Source organism: Bradyrhizobium sp. CIR48, from assembly GCF_014198315.1.
Lineage (GTDB): Bacteria > Pseudomonadota > Alphaproteobacteria > Rhizobiales > Xanthobacteraceae > Bradyrhizobium.
Genome location: NZ_JACIHG010000008.1, coordinates 367,047 through 383,871, shown reverse-complemented (window position 1 = coordinate 383,871; position 16,825 = coordinate 367,047). Strand labels below are relative to the sequence as shown.

The following is a 16,825-nucleotide window of genomic DNA, read 5'->3' as shown; positions in this document are numbered from 1 at the left end:
GTGATGCGTAACATTATGATCATCGCAGCCGTCATGATCGGCCTCGGCACCTTCATGGCGCAGATGGCGGACAAGATGAGCTCCGCCTCCGCAAGCTCGGTGCCGCGCACCACGGTCGCCGTCGCGGCAGCCGCGCCTGCCGGGGGCCGCAGCCTCGCAATTTCCCGCGATGGCCGCGGTCATTTCCAGACCGAGGGCCGGATCGACGGTCAGCGCATCGGCTTCATGCTCGACACCGGCGCCTCCGTGGTTGCGCTGAATGAGACCTCGGCCGCCCGCTTCGGCCTGCGTCCCTCGCGCGGCGATTACAACGCCACCGTCTCCACCGCCAACGGCACCATCAAGGCCGCGCGCACCCGCATTGCGATGCTCGAGGTCGGCGGTCTGGTCGTGCGCGACGTCGATGCCATGGTGCTGCCCGACGAGGCGCTGTCGGAAAACCTGCTCGGCCTCTCCTTCCTCTCTCGCCTGAAGCGCTTCGAATATTCCAACGGCCAGATGGTGCTGGAGCAATAGGCGGAGCCTTTCGCGATCAAGCGCGGTCCATTTCAAGATAGCTATTTGCCTCGACCGCCCTCGCGGTAACGTTTCTTCGTTACCAAACTGCCGCAATTATCGGCCATAAGCCTTCATTCCCGCCTTCCGCTGCGGCCTGGCATTCGCTAAGGCTGCATCAATTCCTGCCCTTTTTCACGAGACCGTCTCAATGTTCCCCAAGCCGAAATCCGTATTGCTGCCCAACACCTACGCCTTCGAATCCGAGCCGATGGTGAAGCCCACGGGCTTTCGCGAATACGACGCGCGCTGGTTGTTCCAGAAGGAAATCAACCTGATGGGTGTGCAGGCGCTCGGCATGGGGCTGGGCGCGCTGATCGCCGAACTCGGCATCAAGCAGGAGATCGTCACCGGCCACGATTTCCGTGGCTATTCGGCCTCGATCAAATACGCGCTGATCTCCGGCCTGATGGCGGCGGGCTGCAAGGTGCACGACATCGGCCTCGCCGTGACGCCGATGGCCTATTTCGCCCAGTTCGATCTCGACGTGCCCGCTGTCGCCATGGTGACGGCCTCGCACAATGACAACGGCTGGACCGGTGTGAAGATGGGCGCCAACCGTCCGCTGACCTTTGGCCCTGACGAGATGACGCGGCTGAAGGAGATCGTGCTGGGCGCCGAATTCAAGAACAAGGCCGGCGGCTCCTACCAATTCCACGAGAACTATCCGGCGCGCTACATCGCCGATCTCACCTCTCGTCCGAAGCTGAAGCGCAAGCTCAAGGTCGTTGCGGCCTGCGGCAACGGCACCGCCGGCGCCTTCGCGCCGCAGGTGCTGGAGGCGATCGGCTGCGAGGTGATCCCGCTCGACACCGAGCTCGACCACACCTTCCCGAAATACAATCCAAACCCCGAAGACATGGAGATGTTGCACGCGATCCGCGATGCGGTGCTGCATCACAAGGCCGATGTCGGCCTCGGCTTCGACGGCGACGGCGACCGCTGCGGCGTCGTCGACAATACCGGCGAGGAGATCTTTGCCGACAAGGTCGGCGTGATGCTGGCGCGCGACATGTCGGCGATTCACAAGGACGCGCAGTTCATCGTCGACGTGAAATCGACCGGCCTGTTCGTCACCGATCCGGTGCTGCAGAAGCAGGGCGCGAAGGTCGCCTATTGGAAGACCGGCCATTCCTACATGAAGCGCCGCACCAACGAGACCGGCGCGCTGGCGGGCTTCGAGAAGTCCGGCCACTTCTTCTTCAACAAGCCGTATGGACGCGGCTATGACGACGGCCTGGTGTCGGCGATCGCGATCTGCGACATGCTCGACCGCGCGCCCGGCAAGTCGATGGCGGACCTGAAGAACGCGCTGCCGAAGACATGGTCGTCGCCGACCATGTCGCCACATTGCGCCGACGAGACCAAATACGGCGTCATCGACCAGGTGGTGAAGCATTTTGAGGGCTTGCAGGCCAAGGGCGCCAAGATCGGCGGGCAGGCAATCCGCGATCTCGTCACCGTCAATGGCGTGCGCGTCACGGTCGAGGACGGCAGCTGGGGCCTGGTGCGCGCCTCCTCCAACAAGCCCGAGCTCGTCGTCGTGGTCGAGAGCCCGGTATCCGAGCAGCGCATGCACGACATGTTCGAGATGGTGAACAGCGTGCTGCGCACGCATCCCGAGGTCGGCGAGTACAATCAGAAGATTTGAGGTTACTCGAGTGAGGCACGATCCGTGCCTGTCTCTCCGCTGTCATTCCCCGCGAAGGGGGGAATCCAGTACGCCGCAGCTTCTCCGTATCCAATCGCTGTCTCTGGAATACTGGATCGCCCGGTCTTCGCCGGGCGATGACAGCGTCTGTGTGGCGCGACCTACGCCGCCACCACCGCCGGAATCGGCAGCGCCGTCACGGACTTGATCTTCTCCATTGCGAAACGCGAGGTGACGTTCTTCAGCGGCACGGCGCTGATCAGCTTCTTGTAGAACACGTCATAGGCCTGCATGTCCGCGACCACGACGCGCAGCATGTAGTCGACGTCGCCGGCCATGCGATAGAACTCCATCACCTCGGGCATGGCGCTGACGGCTTCGGCGAATTTCTTCAGCCAGGCGTCGGAATGATCGGAGCTTTCCACCGAGACAAACACGGAGATGCCGAGCCCGATCTTGTTCTGGTCGACCAGGGCCACCCGCTTCAGGATCACGCCGTCAGCCTCCAGGCGCTGGATGCGCTTCCAGCAGGGGGTCGAGGACAGTCCGACGCGGTCGCCGATCTCGGCGACGGACAGGGAGGCATCCTCCTGCAGAACCATCAGGATCTTGCGGTCGATGGCATCGAGGCGGCGGCTGGTCTCGGGGATCTGGACGGCGACGTCGGTCATTTGAAGAACTTTGTTCCATTTCAGGGGCCGATTTCCCTGATATAGAGAAAATCTTTCCCCAGCAAGCCCATAATCTCGGCTCATCCATGGAATTGCTCTAGGGCCTTCCTCGCAAAAACTCTTCAACTTCAATGCGTTGGGGTGCAGCCATGCCACCGCCGTGGCGGGTGCATTTCAGTGCTGCCGCTGCCGCGGCGAATCGCAGCGCCTGCCGCACGTCGCCGCTCTCAGTGAGGCCGAGCGCGAAGGCGCCATGAAAGACGTCGCCGGCGCCGAGCGTATCGACCGCCTGGACCGGGAAGGCCGCGGTCTCTTCCAGCTCGCCTCTCTCGTTCAGCCAGATGGTACCGAGCGGACCGCGGGTCGCGGCAAGGAAGGCAGGCGTCAGCCTGGCCAGGCGTTGCAACGCTTCGGCGTCGTCGGCGATGCCGGCGGTCTCCTGCACCTGCTCGCTGGCGAACAGCAGATGCGAGCCGGCGGTCAGCAGGCCGTCCTGCAACGACATCGCGCGATCGACGCCGACGATGACGGGAATGCCGCGTCGCCTCGCCTCGGCGCAGAGATCAATGCAGAATGAGGCACAGCGGCTTTCGACGAGGACGGCGCGGCAATCGGCCAGCAATTCGTCGGCATCAGGCAGCGTCACGCTCCACAGGCCGGGATCGCGATAGATCGTGAGCGTCCGTTCGCCCGAGGGCTCGATCATGATCGCCGAGACCGGCGTGGTCACATCAGGCATGCGCACGATGTGCGTGGTGTCGACGCCCTCCTGCGCCATTTGGTCGAGGATGAAGCCGCTCGACGTCTCCCGCGCATCGCCAATGGGACCTGCGAAAAAGACACGGCCACCAAGTCGCGCAATCGCGATGGCGGCATTGAGCGCGTTGCCGCCGCAGATCTCGGCGAGATGGCTGGCGTTGGCCTTGCTGCCGCGCGCCGGCACGGCCTCGACCCGAAAGGTGAGGTCGCGCACGGGAATGCCGATGCAGAGGATGCGCGGCGCGATCCCGGTTGCAGCCATCGGCGGTCAGCTCTTGTCGTGCACCCAGCGGCCGAGCAAATGATGGGCGATGGCGAAGGGATGCGGGCCGGCGAGCCCGTCCGGATGCGTCCGCGTCAGCATCAGGGCGGCCTCCTCGCGCGTGAACCAGCGCGCATCCTCCAGCTCCGAGTGATCGACGACGATGTCCTCGCTCACAGCCCGCGCGCTGCATCCGATCATCAGCGACGACGGATAGGGCCAGGGCTGCGTCATGTAATATTGCACGTCGGTGCAGCGGATCCCGGATTCTTCCAGGATCTCGCGGCGCACCGCGTCCTCGATGGTCTCGGCGGCCTCGACGAAGCCGGCGAGGCAGGAATACATCCCTGCCGGAAACTGCTTCTGGCGGCCGAGCAGGCACTTGTCGCCGGAGGCGACGTGCATGATCACGACAGGGTCAGTCCGGGGAAAATGCTCGGCCTTGCAAGCCGGGCATTCGCGCTTCCAGCCGCCTTCCTTCATCGCGCTGCGAGAGCCGCAATTGGCGCAATAGCCGTGGCGCTGGTGCCAACCGACCATCGACTTCGCCATCGCGATCGCCGACAGCTCCTCGGGGGGGATCGCGCCCTGCATCGCCATGCCGCGCAGCTCGGTCACGGTGTAATCCTCGCGTCCGACCAGCTTCTCGGCGGCGGCCTGCGACAGCCCCATGCCGAACATCGCGGCGCCGTCGCGTAAGCCTAAGAAGATCGTGCCGGGATTGGCGCCGCACTTCAGCGCCTCGTCGATCGAGAGCAGCGCGCGAATCTTGTCGCCCTCGCGCTTGACCAGGAGCGAGTCACGGTAAACGACATAGGCGCGCGAGGTCGGCTTCTGCTCCATCGCGAACAGCTTTTGGTCGTCGCGGCGCAGATGCGCGGCGCGATCGAGGATGTTGGTGACGAAGGCCGGCTGTCCCAGCGGAAATGCGTTGAATGCTGACATTATCGTTCTTTCAACCCAACCAGATCTTGCGGCGAAGCGCGCTGATGAAATTCTGAACCTCTGCGGCGTCATGCGCCAATGGCGGCATCACGCCCCAGACCGGCCGCGGCCAGGCCGCGTCGCTGGTGCGCCGCGCGATGATGTGAACGTGAAGCTGCGGCACGAGGTTGCCGAGCGCGGCGACATTGAGCTTGTCGCATCTGGTGATCTCCTTCAGCGCGCGCGAGACGCGGGAGATCTCCGTCATCAGCTGCGCCTGCTGCACCTCGTCGAGATCGATGATCTCGACCGCATCAGTGCGCCGCGGCACCAGCAGCAGCCAGGGATAATGCGCGTCCTTGATGACCAGCACCTTCGACAGCGGCAGATCGCCGATGTCGATGGTGTCCTCTTTCAGGCGGGAGTGCAGCGTCCAGGCGGGTTCGGGCATGAAGGTTTCCGGATGGCCCGATGGAGTCGGGCGTGTTTGGCCCGACCATACGATAGGGAGTTGGCAAGGGGAAGGATGGCGCCCCGCTCTTGCTGCATACACGGTCGTCGTTTGAAGCGTCGTTCCGCAGTACAACGACCTGTGTTCATCGTTAGATCACGCGGTAAGGGTCCCGGCGTTCGCCGGGACGACAGCGGAGTTTGTAGCTGCGACCGCAGGCTCACACCTCCGCCAGCACCCGCGCATTGGCGCGGATCGAGGCCTCGCTGACGCGAATGCCGAGGCCGGGACCGTCGGGCACCACGACATGGCCGGCGCGGTTGGCGACGCGCTCCTCCAGCACGTCCTCGGTCAGCACATGATGGGGCATGTAGAATTCGCAGCCGAGCGAAATGCCCGGCGTTGCCGCGATCAGCTGCGTGCCGGCGGCTAGGCCAATGCCGCCTTCCCACAGCGTGCCGCCATAGCCGGGCAGGCCGGCGATGTCGGCGATGGCCATGATCGCCTGCGCCTCGAACAGGCCGCCGGCCTTCATCAGCTTGATCGAGACGGCGTCGGCCGCCTCGCGGCGCACCACTTCCATCATGTCGCGGCGGTCGAAGCAGCTTTCGTCGGCAAGCACGGGCGTTTCCAGCGCCGCGGTGAGCTGGGCCATCACGTCGAGATATTTGCGCGGCACCGGCTGCTCGATGAAGGTCGGCGCGAACTCTTCGACGTCGCGCAAAATCTTGATGGCGCCGAACGGCGCGAGAGCCTGGTTGTAGTCGACGCGCAGATCGACCTTGTCGCCGAACTCCTTTCGGATCGCTTCGAGATGGTCGAGATCCTCGCGATGCGGCTTCACGCCGGTCTTGACCTTGTAGATGACGTTGCCGTCCGGAACCATCTTTCGCATGCGCTCGAGATCGGCGGCGAAATCCGGATCGGCGATGGAGAAGGAGAGGGGAATCGTGTCGCGCACGCGGCCACCGAGTAGGTCGGCGACCGAGAGCCCCGATGATTTGCCGACGATGTCGAGCAGCGCCATCTCGATGGCGACTTTTGCTTCGGCGTGACCGACCAACGCGCGGTCGAGCTCGGCCATCAGCGCGCGAATGCGGCGCACCGGCTTGCCGAGCACGATGGGCCTTAAGTAGATGTCGAGCGCGGCGAACGCGGCTTCCGGTGTTCCCGTAAAGACCTCCCACGGCGCAGCCTCGCCCCAGCCGACCACGCCGTCGCTCGCAGTGAGCTCGATCAGCACGCGCTTCACCGTGCCCTTGACGTTGCCGACGCCCTGCAGGCGCGCCATCTTGATCGGGCTTTCGATCAGGAACAGCCTGAGACGTTCGACGGTTGCTTCGCTCATGTCAGGCCTCCATTGACGTGCCAGACCTGGCCGGTGACGTAGGCTGCTTTTGGGGATGCCAGGAAGGCGATGATCTCGGCGACTTCTTCCGGTCGCCCACGGCGGCGCATCGGGATCAGCGCTTCGGTCGCGGCGATCTGCTCGGGCGACAGCCGGCTCTCGCTCGGCTTGTCCTTGACGATGAGGCCGGGCGACACCGCGTTGACGGTGATGCCGTCGCTGGCGAGCTCGATCGCGGTCAGTCGCAGCAGCGCTTCCAGCGCGGAACGGCTTGCGGCCGTTGCCGCGAACGGCGCGAATTCGGGCCGGATCGCGTGCGCAACGAAGGAGGACACGGCGACGATCCGTGCATCTTGCCCTGCGCGCAACAGTGGGAGCGCCGCTTCGACCATTCGCGTGAAGGCCAGCGCTGACTCATCCATCGCCTGCCGGAATTGATCGGCCGGCGTGCCGATCGCGCTGCCGCGGCGGGCATGGCCGCCGACCAGGATCAATCCGTCGAGCCGGCCGAAGGCGGCTTTCGCAGCGGCGATGGCGTCGGTGGCCGCGCTCTCCTCGGCGAGATCGCCAAGGCAACTTGCTGCCACGGCGCCCTTCGCTTCAATGTCCGCCGCGGTGGCTTGAAGACCTTCTGCGTTCGATCGCGTCTGGAGCAGAAGCCCTACGCCCGGCGCGGCGAGCAGTTTGGCGGTGGCGCGGCCGATGCCGCTGGCGGCCCCGGTGACGAGATAGACGCGGTTGATATCGGACATCACGATGCCGTTGTGGCTGGCGGCAGCGCGCCGGTGCGGTGGAAATGGCTGAGGAAAGCGCGGGTGGCGGCTTCCTTTGGGTTGTCGATCACCTGCCGCGCCGGGCCTTCCTCGACCACGACGCCATCGCGCATGAAGATGAGGCGGTCGGCGACCTCGCGGGCAAAGGCGATCTCATGCGTCACGATCACCATGGTCATGCCCTCGGAGGCCAGTTGCTGGATCACGCTCAGCACCTCGCCGACCAGTTCGGGATCGAGCGCCGAGGTCGCCTCGTCGAACAGCATCACGTCAGGCTCCATCGCGAGCGCGCGCGCAATCGCGACGCGCTGCTTCTGTCCGCCGGACAGCGTCGCCGGATATTGGTCGGCCTTCTCCGCAAGCCCCACCTTGGCGAGCTGCGTCCGCGCAAGCTTTTCGGCGTCGGCCTTGGCCATGCGCCGCACCGTGACCGGTCCCTCCATCACGTTCTCAAGCGTCGTCATGTGCGGGAACAGATTGAAGTGCTGGAACACCATGCCGGTGGTGGCGCGGAATTTTGCCAGCGCCTTCACGTCGGGCAGTTTCGCACCTTCACCGAACTCAAAGCGCGTGTCGCCGACACGAACGCTGCCGCCGTCGGGCACGACCAGCAGATTGATGCAGCGGAGCAGCGTCGATTTGCCCGAACCTGATGGCCCGATCAGCGCGACCACGCCGCCCTTGGCGACGTCGAGATTGATGTTCTTCAAAACCTCGTTGCTGCCGAAGCTCTTGCGCAGGCTGCGGATCTCGATTTTTGATGCCTCGCTCATTCGCTGACCGCCAATCGCTTCTCGCCGCGGCGGACGAGGATGGTGAGTGGGATCAGGATCGCCGCATAGGCGACCGCGACCGCGGTGTAGGTCTCCAGCGGCCGGTAGCTGTCATGGGCGGCGACCTGGCTCTGATAGACGAGGTCAGGCACCGCCAGCACCGAGACCAGCGAGGTGTTCTTGAACTGGATGATCGACTGGTTCATCAGCGCCGGGATCATGCGCTTGATCGCCTGCGGCAGCACGATGCGCCGCATGGTCTGGATCGGCGTCATGCCCAGCGCGGCGCCGGCTTCGGACTGCCCGCGGTCGATCGAGATGATGCCGCCGCGGATGATTTCCGAATAGAACGAGCCGCCATAGAGCGAGAGCGCGAGCGCCGAGGCCGTGATCGGCGTCATCTCGACGCCGGCGAGGATCGGCAGCGCATAATAGAACCAGATCAGCTGCACCAGGATCGGCGTGCAGCGAAACGCCTCGATGAAGGTGAGCGCGAGAAGACGCAACGCCCTAAAGCGCGACAGGGTGCCGAACGCCCCAAACAGGCCGAACAGCAGCCCGCACACGACGATGACCACGGTAAAGCCGACGGTGACGCCGAGCCCGTTGAGAAAGAGCCAGCGATAGCTCCAGAGGATGCCGAAGTCCCACTGATACATGCGTGTTCTTACTCAGCCGACGAAAAGCTTGGAACGGTGTCGCGTCGTTTCCCGGTGCACCTCTCCCGCTTGCGGGGGAGGTCGACGCGCTCGGCAGCGCACTTGCGCGCCAGAGCGCGGCGGGTGGGGGCTCTCTCCTCTGGGGGAGTCTCTTTGTGGAGAGACCCCCACCCCAACCCTCCCCCGCAAGCGGGAGAGGGGGCAGAGTGGAGTGCGCGGAGATCGCCAGCCTAACCTTACCGGTTGTTACAGCGAAACGCCCGGCGGAATGTCCGCTTCGGTCACGCCCACCAGCTCCATGTTTGTGATGATCGCGTTGCGGATGAAGCCGAGGCCCTTGTTGAAGTCGATCCAGGTGTTGACGTAGTCGCGCCAGGTCTTGTCGGTCTCGCGGCGGAAGCCGGCATTCGACGTCGTCGCGAAGATCGGCGTCGGCAACACGAGCTGGCCGAGCGAGGGGTTCTTCTTCAGCACGGTCAAGGACAGCATGGTGATCAGACACTGCGCGTCGACGCGGCCGGTCTGCAGCGCGGCGGTGGCGTCGTCCGCGGTCTTCAGCCGCGTGATCTGCGCCTTCGGTGTCAGGCGGCTGACGACCTGATCGTGCGAGGAGCCCTGGTCGACCGCGATCTTGATGTCGGGTGAGTTCAGCTCGGCCCAGCTCTTCGGCTTGAAGTCCTTCTTGCAGAGGATGGCGAAGGCGTTGTTGAACACCGGCACCGAGAAGTCGACCACCAGCGCGCGCTTCGGGGTCGGGTTGAGGCCGAAGAAGATGTCGATCTTGTTGGCCTGCAGATCGAGCACCGAATTGCCCCAGGTGGTCTCGGTGATCTCGAGCTCGGCCTCCATGTCGTCGGCGAGCCCCTTGGCGATGTCGATGTAAAAGCCCTTCCACTGACCGCTGGAGAGATCCTTCATGTAATAGGGCGCGCCGCCGCCGACCGCGCCGATCCGCATCTTCTTGGTCCGGCGGATCCGGGCGAAGGTCGATTCGTTCGGATCGGCGGTCTGGGCCACGGCGGGCGAAGCCAGCGCGGCCGCGGTCATCGCGCCAAGTCCGACAATCGATGCAACATCACGACGTGTAACCATTGGGATCAATCGCTTTTCTGGTTGGGGCAGGTTCCGGCAGGTTCATACCAAGGTCGCACTTTCAGTGAAAGCACAGCCTATCGGCTGGGCAGATCGGCAATTGCCCGGATGCTGGGCAGGCGTCGTCGATCAAGGGCGATCGCCGCTTGCTTTCCGCCCCTTTTGGCCCCAAATAGGGACCGGGAGATTGGCGGTGGACGAGCCACTCGCCAACCGGGTCAGGTCCGGAAGGAAGCAGCCCTAACGAGGTCCGGATCGGGTCGCTCGTCAGTCTCCTACCTGTTTTTCGAGCGAACCAGCGCCGGCGGCACCAGCCGCCAGCGCGCTCCTTTCCGCAAAAGCCGGCCAAGAGACATTTCATTGCGGATCGACCGATGACCGACGCTGGCGCCCCTCCCAACCCCGACAGCGCCGGCCCGGGCAACGCGCCCTACCGGGTGCTGGCGCGCAAATACCGTCCCTCCAGTTTCGACGATCTGATCGGCCAGGAAGCGGTGGTCCGCACCGTCTCCAATGCGTTCGAGACCGGGCGAATTCCGCAGGCCTGGATCCTCACCGGCGTCCGCGGTGTCGGCAAGACCACCACCGCGCGCATTCTGGCCCGTGCACTCAACTACGAGATGCCTGACGGTTCGGTGAAGGGCCCGACCATCCACATGCCGACCCTGGGCGTGCATTGCCAGGCGATCATGGAAAGCCGGCACATGGACGTGCTGGAGATGGACGCGGCCTCGCACACAGGCGTTGACGACGTCCGCCAAATCAATGACAGCGTGCGCTACGCGCCGGCCAGCGCGCGCTACAAGGTCTACATCATCGACGAAGTCCACATGCTGTCGACGGCGGCGTTCAACGCCTTCCTGAAGACGCTGGAGGAACCGCCGGAGCACGCCAAATTCGTGTTCGCGACGACCGAGATCCGCAAGGTTCCCGTCACCGTGCTGTCGCGCTGCCAGCGTTTCGACCTGCGCCGCGTCGAGGCCGACGTGCTGATGAAGCACCTCGCCAATATCGCCGCGAAGGAAAGCGTCGAGATCGAGCCGGAGGCGCTCGGCATCATCGCGCGCGCCGCGGAAGGCTCGGTGCGGGATTCGCTGTCGCTGCTCGATCAAGCCATTGCCCATGCGGCAGGCACGGTGAAGGCCGACGCGGTCAGGCAGATGCTGGGGCTCGCCGACCGCACCCGCGTCATCGACCTCTTCGATTCGCTGGCGCGCGGCGATATCGCCGCCGCCTTCAAGGAGTTCCGCGACCAGTACGACGTCGGCGCCGATCCCATCGTCGTGCTCTCGGACCTTGCCGAATTCGTCAATTTCGTCACCCGCGTGAAGGTCATTCCGGCGATTGCCGACAACGTCGCCTATGGCGAGACCGAGCGGGTTCGCGCCAAGGAGTTCGCCTCGAAAATCTCGATGCGCGTTCTGTCGCGGATGTGGCAGATGCTGCTCAAGGGCATCACCGAGGTGCAGGCCGCAACGCGCCCGGCTGCGGCCGCCGAGATGGTGCTGGTGCGCATCGCCTATGTCGCCGACCTGCCGACGCCGGACGAAGCGATCAGGATGCTGGAGCAGAACGGCGGCGGCTCGCCGGTCGCGAGCGGCGGCGGCGCTGCACGCAGCGTACCGGCCGCGCCGACGGCCTCCGCAGCACCTGTTCGCATGCCGACCTCGTCGCCTTCATTTGGCGGTGGTGGTGCGCGGCCGCAGATGGCCGCACCTGCGCCGGATCCGCAAGGCGCGGCGCCGGCGTTGCGCATCACGAGTTTCACCCAGCTCGTCGCGCTGGCCGGGCAGAAGCGCGACATCATGACCAAGAGCGCGCTCGAAGGCGACATGCGCCTCGTCCGTTTCGAGGAAGGCCGGCTGGAGGTCGCGCTCGAGCCGAACGCCTCCAAGACCATGATCTCAGAGCTCGCGAAGAAATTCGAGCTGTGGACCGGCCGCCGCTGGACGGTGATCGTCTCCAACGAGCAGGGCCAGCCGACGCTGCGCTCGGTGAACCAGGCGGCGAAGCAGGAGCATGCCCGTACCGCGGAGGCCGATCCGCGCGTGCGGGAGGTGCTGTCGCGTTTCCCCGGCGCGAAGGTTGTCGAGGTCCGCAGGCTTGCCCCCGAGACGCCGGAAGCCAATATAAACGCTGACTATGGCAGTGACGATCCGCCCGACGGTTCCGACGGCGACGATCTCTGAGCCCATCTTTTTCCAAGGACGAGCACCGATGGCTGATTTTCTCGGCATGATGAAGCAGGCGGCGCAGCTGCAATCCAAGATGCAGGAGATGCAGGAGCAGCTGGGCAACGTGGAAGTCGAGGGCATCTCCGGCGGCGGCCTCGTCGCCGTGCGCATGACCGCGAAGATGGACGTCAAGGGCATCAAGATCGACCCCTCGCTGATGAAGCCGGAAGAGCGCGAAGTGCTCGAAGATCTGCTCGTCACCGCGCTCAGTGATGCCCGCCGCAAGGCGGAGACCGCGATGCAGGAGAAGATGCAGTCGCTGACCGGCGGGCTCGGCCTGCCGCCGGGGTTGTTCGGCCAATAAGATGGGCGCGGTTGCAGGTCCCGAAATCGAGCGGCTGGTGCAGCTTCTCGCGCGGCTGCCGGGCCTCGGTCCGCGCTCGGCGCGGCGCGCCGCGCTGCATCTGATCAAGAAGCGCGAAGCGCTGATGATGCCGCTGGCCTCGGCCATGCAGGTCGCGCTCGACAAGGTCCAGGTCTGCAAGACCTGCGGCAACATCGATACGCAAAATCCCTGCACGGTCTGTACCGATCCGAAGCGCGATGACGCCATCATCGTCGTCGTCGCCGACGTCGCCGATCTCTGGGCGCTGGAGCGCGCCAATGCGACCCAGGGTCGCTATCATGTGCTGGGCGCGACATTGTCGCCGCTCGACGGCGTCGGCCCGCAGGATCTGACCATCGACGCGCTGGTCGCGCGCGCACATGATTCTCGGGTGCATGAAATCATCCTGGCGCTGAATGCGACGGTAGACGGCCAGACCACGGCGCACTACATCACCGACCTGCTTCAGGACGCCAACGTAAAAGTAACCCGGCTGGCCCATGGTGTGCCTGTCGGTGGCGAGCTTGATTATCTCGATGAAGGTACGCTATCGGCCGCGATGCGGCAGCGTACCCTGTTCTAGCCATCCAGACTTTACGGAACGGACGACATGACGAAACTTTTCGCCACACGCTTGGCTTTGGTCGCGACGATGATGCTGCTGGCGAGCCCGGCCATCTCCGCGCAGCAGGACGACGGGGCGCCGCCGCCGTCCAAGCCCGGCAAGCCGATCAACGCCGGCGAGGTGTTGTCCGGCGAGTTGAACGCCTTGAAAGTGCGCGACGTCAAGAATGCCGGCAAGCGGGTTGCGACCTACCAGATCACGTCCGAGCCGCGCCGCCTGCCGCCGCCGAACGGATTGTGCAATCTCGAGACCGGGCCCGAGACCTTCCAGCTCGTTCCGAGCGGCGATGCGCAAGCGGCGCAGCTGAAGACGTTCGTCGGCAAGGAAATCTCGGTCAAGGTCGACGAAGTCGCCTGCGCCAGCGACCCCGGCCAGATGAGCGAAGCCGTGATCACGAAGTGGAGCCTGATCAAGAAGCAGTAGGGGCGGCGAGGCGAGATGCCGTAGGGTGGGCAAAGCGAAGCGTGCCCACCACCTCTTTCGAATTCCTGGCGCGATGGTGGGCACGGCGCGTCGCGCCCTTGCCCACCCTACGAGACCTTCAAACTACGAGACCATCACACCCTGACTGGCCCCAGCGCCTCAAAATGCCCGCGCTTCTGCAACCAGGCGAGCAGCAGCAGGCTCGGGATCGCCACCAGCACGCAGATCACGAAGAACAGCGGCCAGCCCGTCGTCTCCGCGACATAGCCCGCACTCGACGACAGATAGGTCCGCCCCACCGCCGCGAGCGCGGTGAGCAGCGCATATTGCGTCGCCGTGTGCAGCGGGTTCTGGCAGAGCGCGGAGAGGTAGGCGACGAAGATCACGGTGCCGATGGCGCTGGTGAAATTCTCGGCGCAGATCGCGAGCGCCAGCGCCCATTGATTGGTGCCGACCATTGCGAGCCAGGCAAAGGACAAATTGGCCAGCGCCTGCACCACGCCGCCGATCCAGAGGCTGGTCGCGAGCGAATAACGCCGCGCGACGAAGCCGCCGGCAAACCCGCCGATCAGGGTGGCGGCGAGGCCGACGCCCTTCACGATCGCCGCATAATCGTTGCGGGTGAAGCCGAGGTCGATCACGAACGGCGCCGTCATCGTGCCCGAGAAGGCATCGGTGAACTTGAACAGCACGACGAAGGCGAGCGCGGCGAGTGCGTCCTTGCGCGACAGGAATTCGGAGAACGCGCCGATCGCCGCGCTCAACACACGCGCAAATGCGGTCTCGGTTTGTGTCGCAGCTTCCGCCTGTGCGGATTGCGCCGGCTCGGTCGCCGCCAGCGCGGTGATCGTGCCGATCAGCACCATCGCGGCCATCACCACATAGCCCCACATCCACGCCGAGGTGCGGGCTATGCCGGTGCCTTCGAAGCCCGAGACGATGAACAGCGCGCCCGCGGTCGAGACCAGCATTCCGATGCGGTAGGCCGCAACGTAAGCCGCCATGCCGGCGGCCTGCTCGCTCTCCGGCAAGCTCTCGACGCGGAAGGCGTCGACCACGATGTCCTGCGTCGACGACGTCGTCGCCACCAGCAGCGCGCCCAGCGCGACGTAGAACGGCGAGCTGGCCGGGTCGGTCATCGCCAGCAGCAGGATCGCGACGATCAGCAGTAGTTGCGAAAACACCAGCCAGCCGCGCCGCCGCCCGAACGCCCGGGTGAACAGCGGCACATGCAGCGCATCCACCAGCGGCGCCCACAAGAATTTCAGCGTGTAGGGCGTGCCGACCAGCGCGAACAGCCCGATCGTCTTCAGATCGACCCCGGCCTCGCGCATCCACACCAGCAGCGTCGAGCCCGACAACGCCAGCGGCAGGCCGGAGGAAAAGCCGAGAAACAGCACGATCAGCACCCGCGGCTGCAGGTACACGGCAAGGCTGTCGCGCCAGGAGGCGGCGGGGGCGGAGGTCGCGTCGGGAGCGGTCATGGGGCGGTGTTAGCAGATTCTGGGGGCCACAAGTGAGGTGTCGTCGCCCGGCTTGACCGGGCGACCCAGTATTCCAGAGGCCGGAGTTATGGAGGACCTGCAATCTCCGGATAGAGATCGTTCCAGTCCGGATTGTCCTTCTCGATCAGCGCGATCTTCCAATCACGCTTCCACTTCTTCAGGCGCTTTTCCCGCTTGATCGCATTCTCGGGGTCATCGAACTGCTCGAAGTAGACCAGCCTCACGACGCCGTAGTCTTTCGTGAAGCTCTCGATGAGCTTCAGCTTGTGTTGTGCGACCCGGCGGATGAGGTCGTTGGTGATGCCAATGTAGAGTGTTCCGCCAATCTTGCTGGCGAGAATGTACACGTAGTAGCAGCGAGGGCTCATCTGCCGTCTCTGGGATACTGGGTCGCCCGGTCAAGCCGGGCGACGCCAGTGAAATTGGACTGGCAGCGTACCTGATCTCAGAAGAGAATCACTCCCCCGCCTGGAGCTTCCGCGGGAACAGCTCACCCGCGCCCGTCGCCACCAGCCGCGGCCCTTCCGCATCACTCTTGCTGAAATCGAGCTCCTCAATCCTTCCGGCACGCTTCTCGATCTTGTCGGCGGAGATCAGGATCTGGCGGACGTCCTCGTTCGCATCGGAAAAGTGTTTCTGCAATTTGACCACGCGATCCCTGAGGCGTCCCAGATCGTCGCCGAGCTTGATCACTTCAGTCTGAATCTGGTCGGCGGCATCGCGCATGCGCGCGTCCTTCATGATCTGCTGCATCACCTGGATCGCGAGCATCAAGAGCGAGGGCGACACCAGCACCACGCGGGCGCGATAGGCCTTCTGGATCACGTCGTCGAAACCGTCGTGGATCTCGGCGTAGACCGATTCCGACGGCACGAACATCAGCGCCATCTCCTGGGTCTCGCCGGTGACGAGATATTTTTCCGCGATGTCGCTGACATGCTTCATCACGTCGCCGCGCAGCCGCTGCGTGGCGACGCGCCGCTCCTCGTCGGTGCGGGCGTCGTGCAGCGCCGTCATCGCCTCCAGCGGAAACTTTGCGTCGATGCAGAGCGGGCGCTGGTCGGGCAGGAACACGACGCAGTCCGGCCGCTTTCCCGTCGAGAGCGTGAACTGGAACTCGTAGGCGCCCTTCGGCAGACCGTCCTGGACGATCGCCTCCATCCGCGCCTGGCCGAAGGCGCCGCGCGACTGCTTGTTGGCGAGCACGTCGCGCAGGGTCGTCACCTGGGTGGTGAGATCGGTGAGGTTCTTGTGGGCGCTGTCGATGATGCCGAGCCGCTCGTGCAGTGCGCGCAGGCTCTCCATGGTGTTGCGGGTCGAATGTTCCATCGACTGGCCGACGCGATGGGTCACCGAATCCAGCCGCTCGTTGACCGCGCGCGCCATCTCGGCCTGGCGTCCCGCCAGCGCCTGGGTCATGGCGTCGACCCGCCCTGAGGATTCGCTCTGGGCGCGCAGCACCTCGCTGAGGCGCTCCTCGAGCTCGTCGGCCCGGATCGCGTGCGCCATCGCCAGTTCCGCGCCGCGCCGGCCCGAGCGGGCGATCACGATGGCGATGACCACCAGGAGGATGAGGACGAGCGCGCCGAAGCCGATCAGCGCATCGATCGTGCGCACCGGCCAGTCGCCCAACATGAAAATGATCTCATTCATGCCGCCCTTCTGGCCGATTCGCTGGCTCCCGCGAACGAAGAGGGAACATTGACGGTTAATGGTCCCCTAATTTTCATGGTTAATGAAAAGCGAAGTTTTATGGTTAGCGGAGAGTTAACGGGGTTCCCGGCCGCATTGACCG

The 16,825-nt window shown here is 64.8% G+C and carries 18 protein-coding genes and 1 other RNA gene; 7 read left to right on the top strand and 12 right to left on the bottom strand.

Going from position 1 to position 16,825, the window contains the following annotated elements:
- The first annotated feature begins 3 nt into the window (after positions 1-3).
- Positions 4-516, top strand: a complete 513-nt coding sequence (locus GGD66_RS25680) for a TIGR02281 family clan AA aspartic protease (protein ID WP_183259373.1) — start codon at positions 4-6, stop codon at positions 514-516.
- Between the two features lie 190 nt (positions 517-706).
- Positions 707-2,206, top strand: a complete 1,500-nt coding sequence (locus GGD66_RS25675; RefSeq protein WP_183259372.1) for a phosphomannomutase/phosphoglucomutase — start codon at positions 707-709, stop codon at positions 2,204-2,206.
- Between the two features lie 161 nt (positions 2,207-2,367).
- Here the strand turns inward: GGD66_RS25675 and GGD66_RS25670 are convergent, their stop codons facing one another.
- From GGD66_RS25670 to GGD66_RS25630, 9 genes are all read right to left on the bottom strand, one after another.
- Complete coding sequence (locus GGD66_RS25670) at positions 2,368-2,877, bottom strand: Lrp/AsnC family transcriptional regulator (protein ID WP_018320799.1); 510 nt, start codon at positions 2,875-2,877, stop codon at positions 2,368-2,370.
- A gap of 97 nt (positions 2,878-2,974) precedes the next feature.
- On the bottom strand, positions 2,975-3,898 hold the full coding sequence (locus tag GGD66_RS25665; protein ID WP_183259370.1) for a sugar kinase: 924 nt from the start codon (positions 3,896-3,898) through the stop codon (positions 2,975-2,977).
- Between the two features lie 6 nt (positions 3,899-3,904).
- Complete coding sequence (nudC, locus tag GGD66_RS25660) at positions 3,905-4,843, bottom strand: NAD(+) diphosphatase (protein ID WP_183259368.1); 939 nt, start codon at positions 4,841-4,843, stop codon at positions 3,905-3,907.
- 10 nt (positions 4,844-4,853) lie between these two features.
- Positions 4,854-5,273 carry an HIT domain-containing protein gene (locus GGD66_RS25655; RefSeq protein ID WP_026202423.1) on the bottom strand — a complete coding sequence of 140 codons (420 nt, stop codon included), beginning with the start codon at positions 5,271-5,273 and terminating at the stop codon, positions 4,854-4,856.
- A 220-nt stretch (positions 5,274-5,493) separates the two neighbouring features.
- Positions 5,494-6,621 carry a muconate cycloisomerase family protein gene (locus GGD66_RS25650; RefSeq protein WP_183259367.1) on the bottom strand — a complete coding sequence of 376 codons (1,128 nt, stop codon included), beginning with the start codon at positions 6,619-6,621 and terminating at the stop codon, positions 5,494-5,496.
- Positions 6,618-7,373 carry an SDR family NAD(P)-dependent oxidoreductase gene (locus GGD66_RS25645; protein ID WP_183259366.1) on the bottom strand — a complete coding sequence of 252 codons (756 nt, stop codon included), beginning with the start codon at positions 7,371-7,373 and terminating at the stop codon, positions 6,618-6,620. The genes GGD66_RS25650 and GGD66_RS25645 overlap by 4 nt, the downstream gene beginning before the upstream one ends.
- On the bottom strand, positions 7,373-8,167 hold the full coding sequence (locus tag GGD66_RS25640) for an amino acid ABC transporter ATP-binding protein (protein WP_183259365.1): 795 nt from the start codon (positions 8,165-8,167) through the stop codon (positions 7,373-7,375). Before GGD66_RS25640 ends, GGD66_RS25645 begins: the two co-directional genes overlap by 1 nt.
- Complete coding sequence (locus tag GGD66_RS25635; RefSeq protein WP_183259364.1) at positions 8,164-8,826, bottom strand: amino acid ABC transporter permease; 663 nt, start codon at positions 8,824-8,826, stop codon at positions 8,164-8,166. Before GGD66_RS25635 ends, GGD66_RS25640 begins: the two co-directional genes overlap by 4 nt.
- Positions 8,827-9,072: 246 nt before the next feature.
- Positions 9,073-9,918, bottom strand: coding sequence for a transporter substrate-binding domain-containing protein (locus GGD66_RS25630; RefSeq protein ID WP_028140845.1), 846 nt, complete (start codon positions 9,916-9,918; stop codon positions 9,073-9,075).
- A 182-nt stretch (positions 9,919-10,100) separates the two neighbouring features.
- On the opposite strand from GGD66_RS25630, the gene ffs reads away from it, so the two are divergent.
- The 5 genes from ffs to GGD66_RS25605 all read left to right on the top strand — a co-directional run bounded on the left by ffs (position 10,101) and on the right by GGD66_RS25605 (position 13,525).
- Positions 10,101-10,197: signal recognition particle sRNA small type (gene ffs / locus GGD66_RS25625), an RNA gene on the top strand.
- A 95-nt stretch (positions 10,198-10,292) separates the two neighbouring features.
- Positions 10,293-12,107, top strand: coding sequence for a DNA polymerase III subunit gamma/tau (locus tag GGD66_RS25620; protein ID WP_183259363.1), 1,815 nt, complete (start codon positions 10,293-10,295; stop codon positions 12,105-12,107).
- Positions 12,108-12,135: 28 nt separating this feature from the next.
- Entirely contained in the window at positions 12,136-12,456 is a 321-nt protein-coding gene (locus GGD66_RS25615) for a YbaB/EbfC family nucleoid-associated protein (RefSeq protein ID WP_018320789.1), read from the top strand.
- Position 12,457: 1 nt separating this feature from the next.
- Complete coding sequence (gene recR, locus GGD66_RS25610; RefSeq protein ID WP_018320788.1) at positions 12,458-13,060, top strand: recombination mediator RecR; 603 nt, start codon at positions 12,458-12,460, stop codon at positions 13,058-13,060.
- Positions 13,061-13,087: 27 nt separating this feature from the next.
- Complete coding sequence (locus GGD66_RS25605) at positions 13,088-13,525, top strand: hypothetical protein (RefSeq protein WP_018320787.1); 438 nt, start codon at positions 13,088-13,090, stop codon at positions 13,523-13,525.
- A 134-nt stretch (positions 13,526-13,659) separates the two neighbouring features.
- On the opposite strand, the gene GGD66_RS25600 is transcribed toward GGD66_RS25605, so the two are convergent.
- The 3 genes from GGD66_RS25600 to GGD66_RS25590 form a co-directional block, all read right to left on the bottom strand.
- Complete coding sequence (locus tag GGD66_RS25600) at positions 13,660-15,009, bottom strand: AmpG family muropeptide MFS transporter (protein WP_183259362.1); 1,350 nt, start codon at positions 15,007-15,009, stop codon at positions 13,660-13,662.
- 86 nt (positions 15,010-15,095) lie between these two features.
- Complete coding sequence (locus GGD66_RS25595) at positions 15,096-15,398, bottom strand: GIY-YIG nuclease family protein (RefSeq protein WP_018320785.1); 303 nt, start codon at positions 15,396-15,398, stop codon at positions 15,096-15,098.
- An 88-nt stretch (positions 15,399-15,486) separates the two neighbouring features.
- Entirely contained in the window at positions 15,487-16,683 is a 1,197-nt protein-coding gene (locus GGD66_RS25590) for a DNA recombination protein RmuC (RefSeq protein WP_183259361.1), read from the bottom strand.
- Positions 16,684-16,825: the final 142 nt, after the last annotated feature.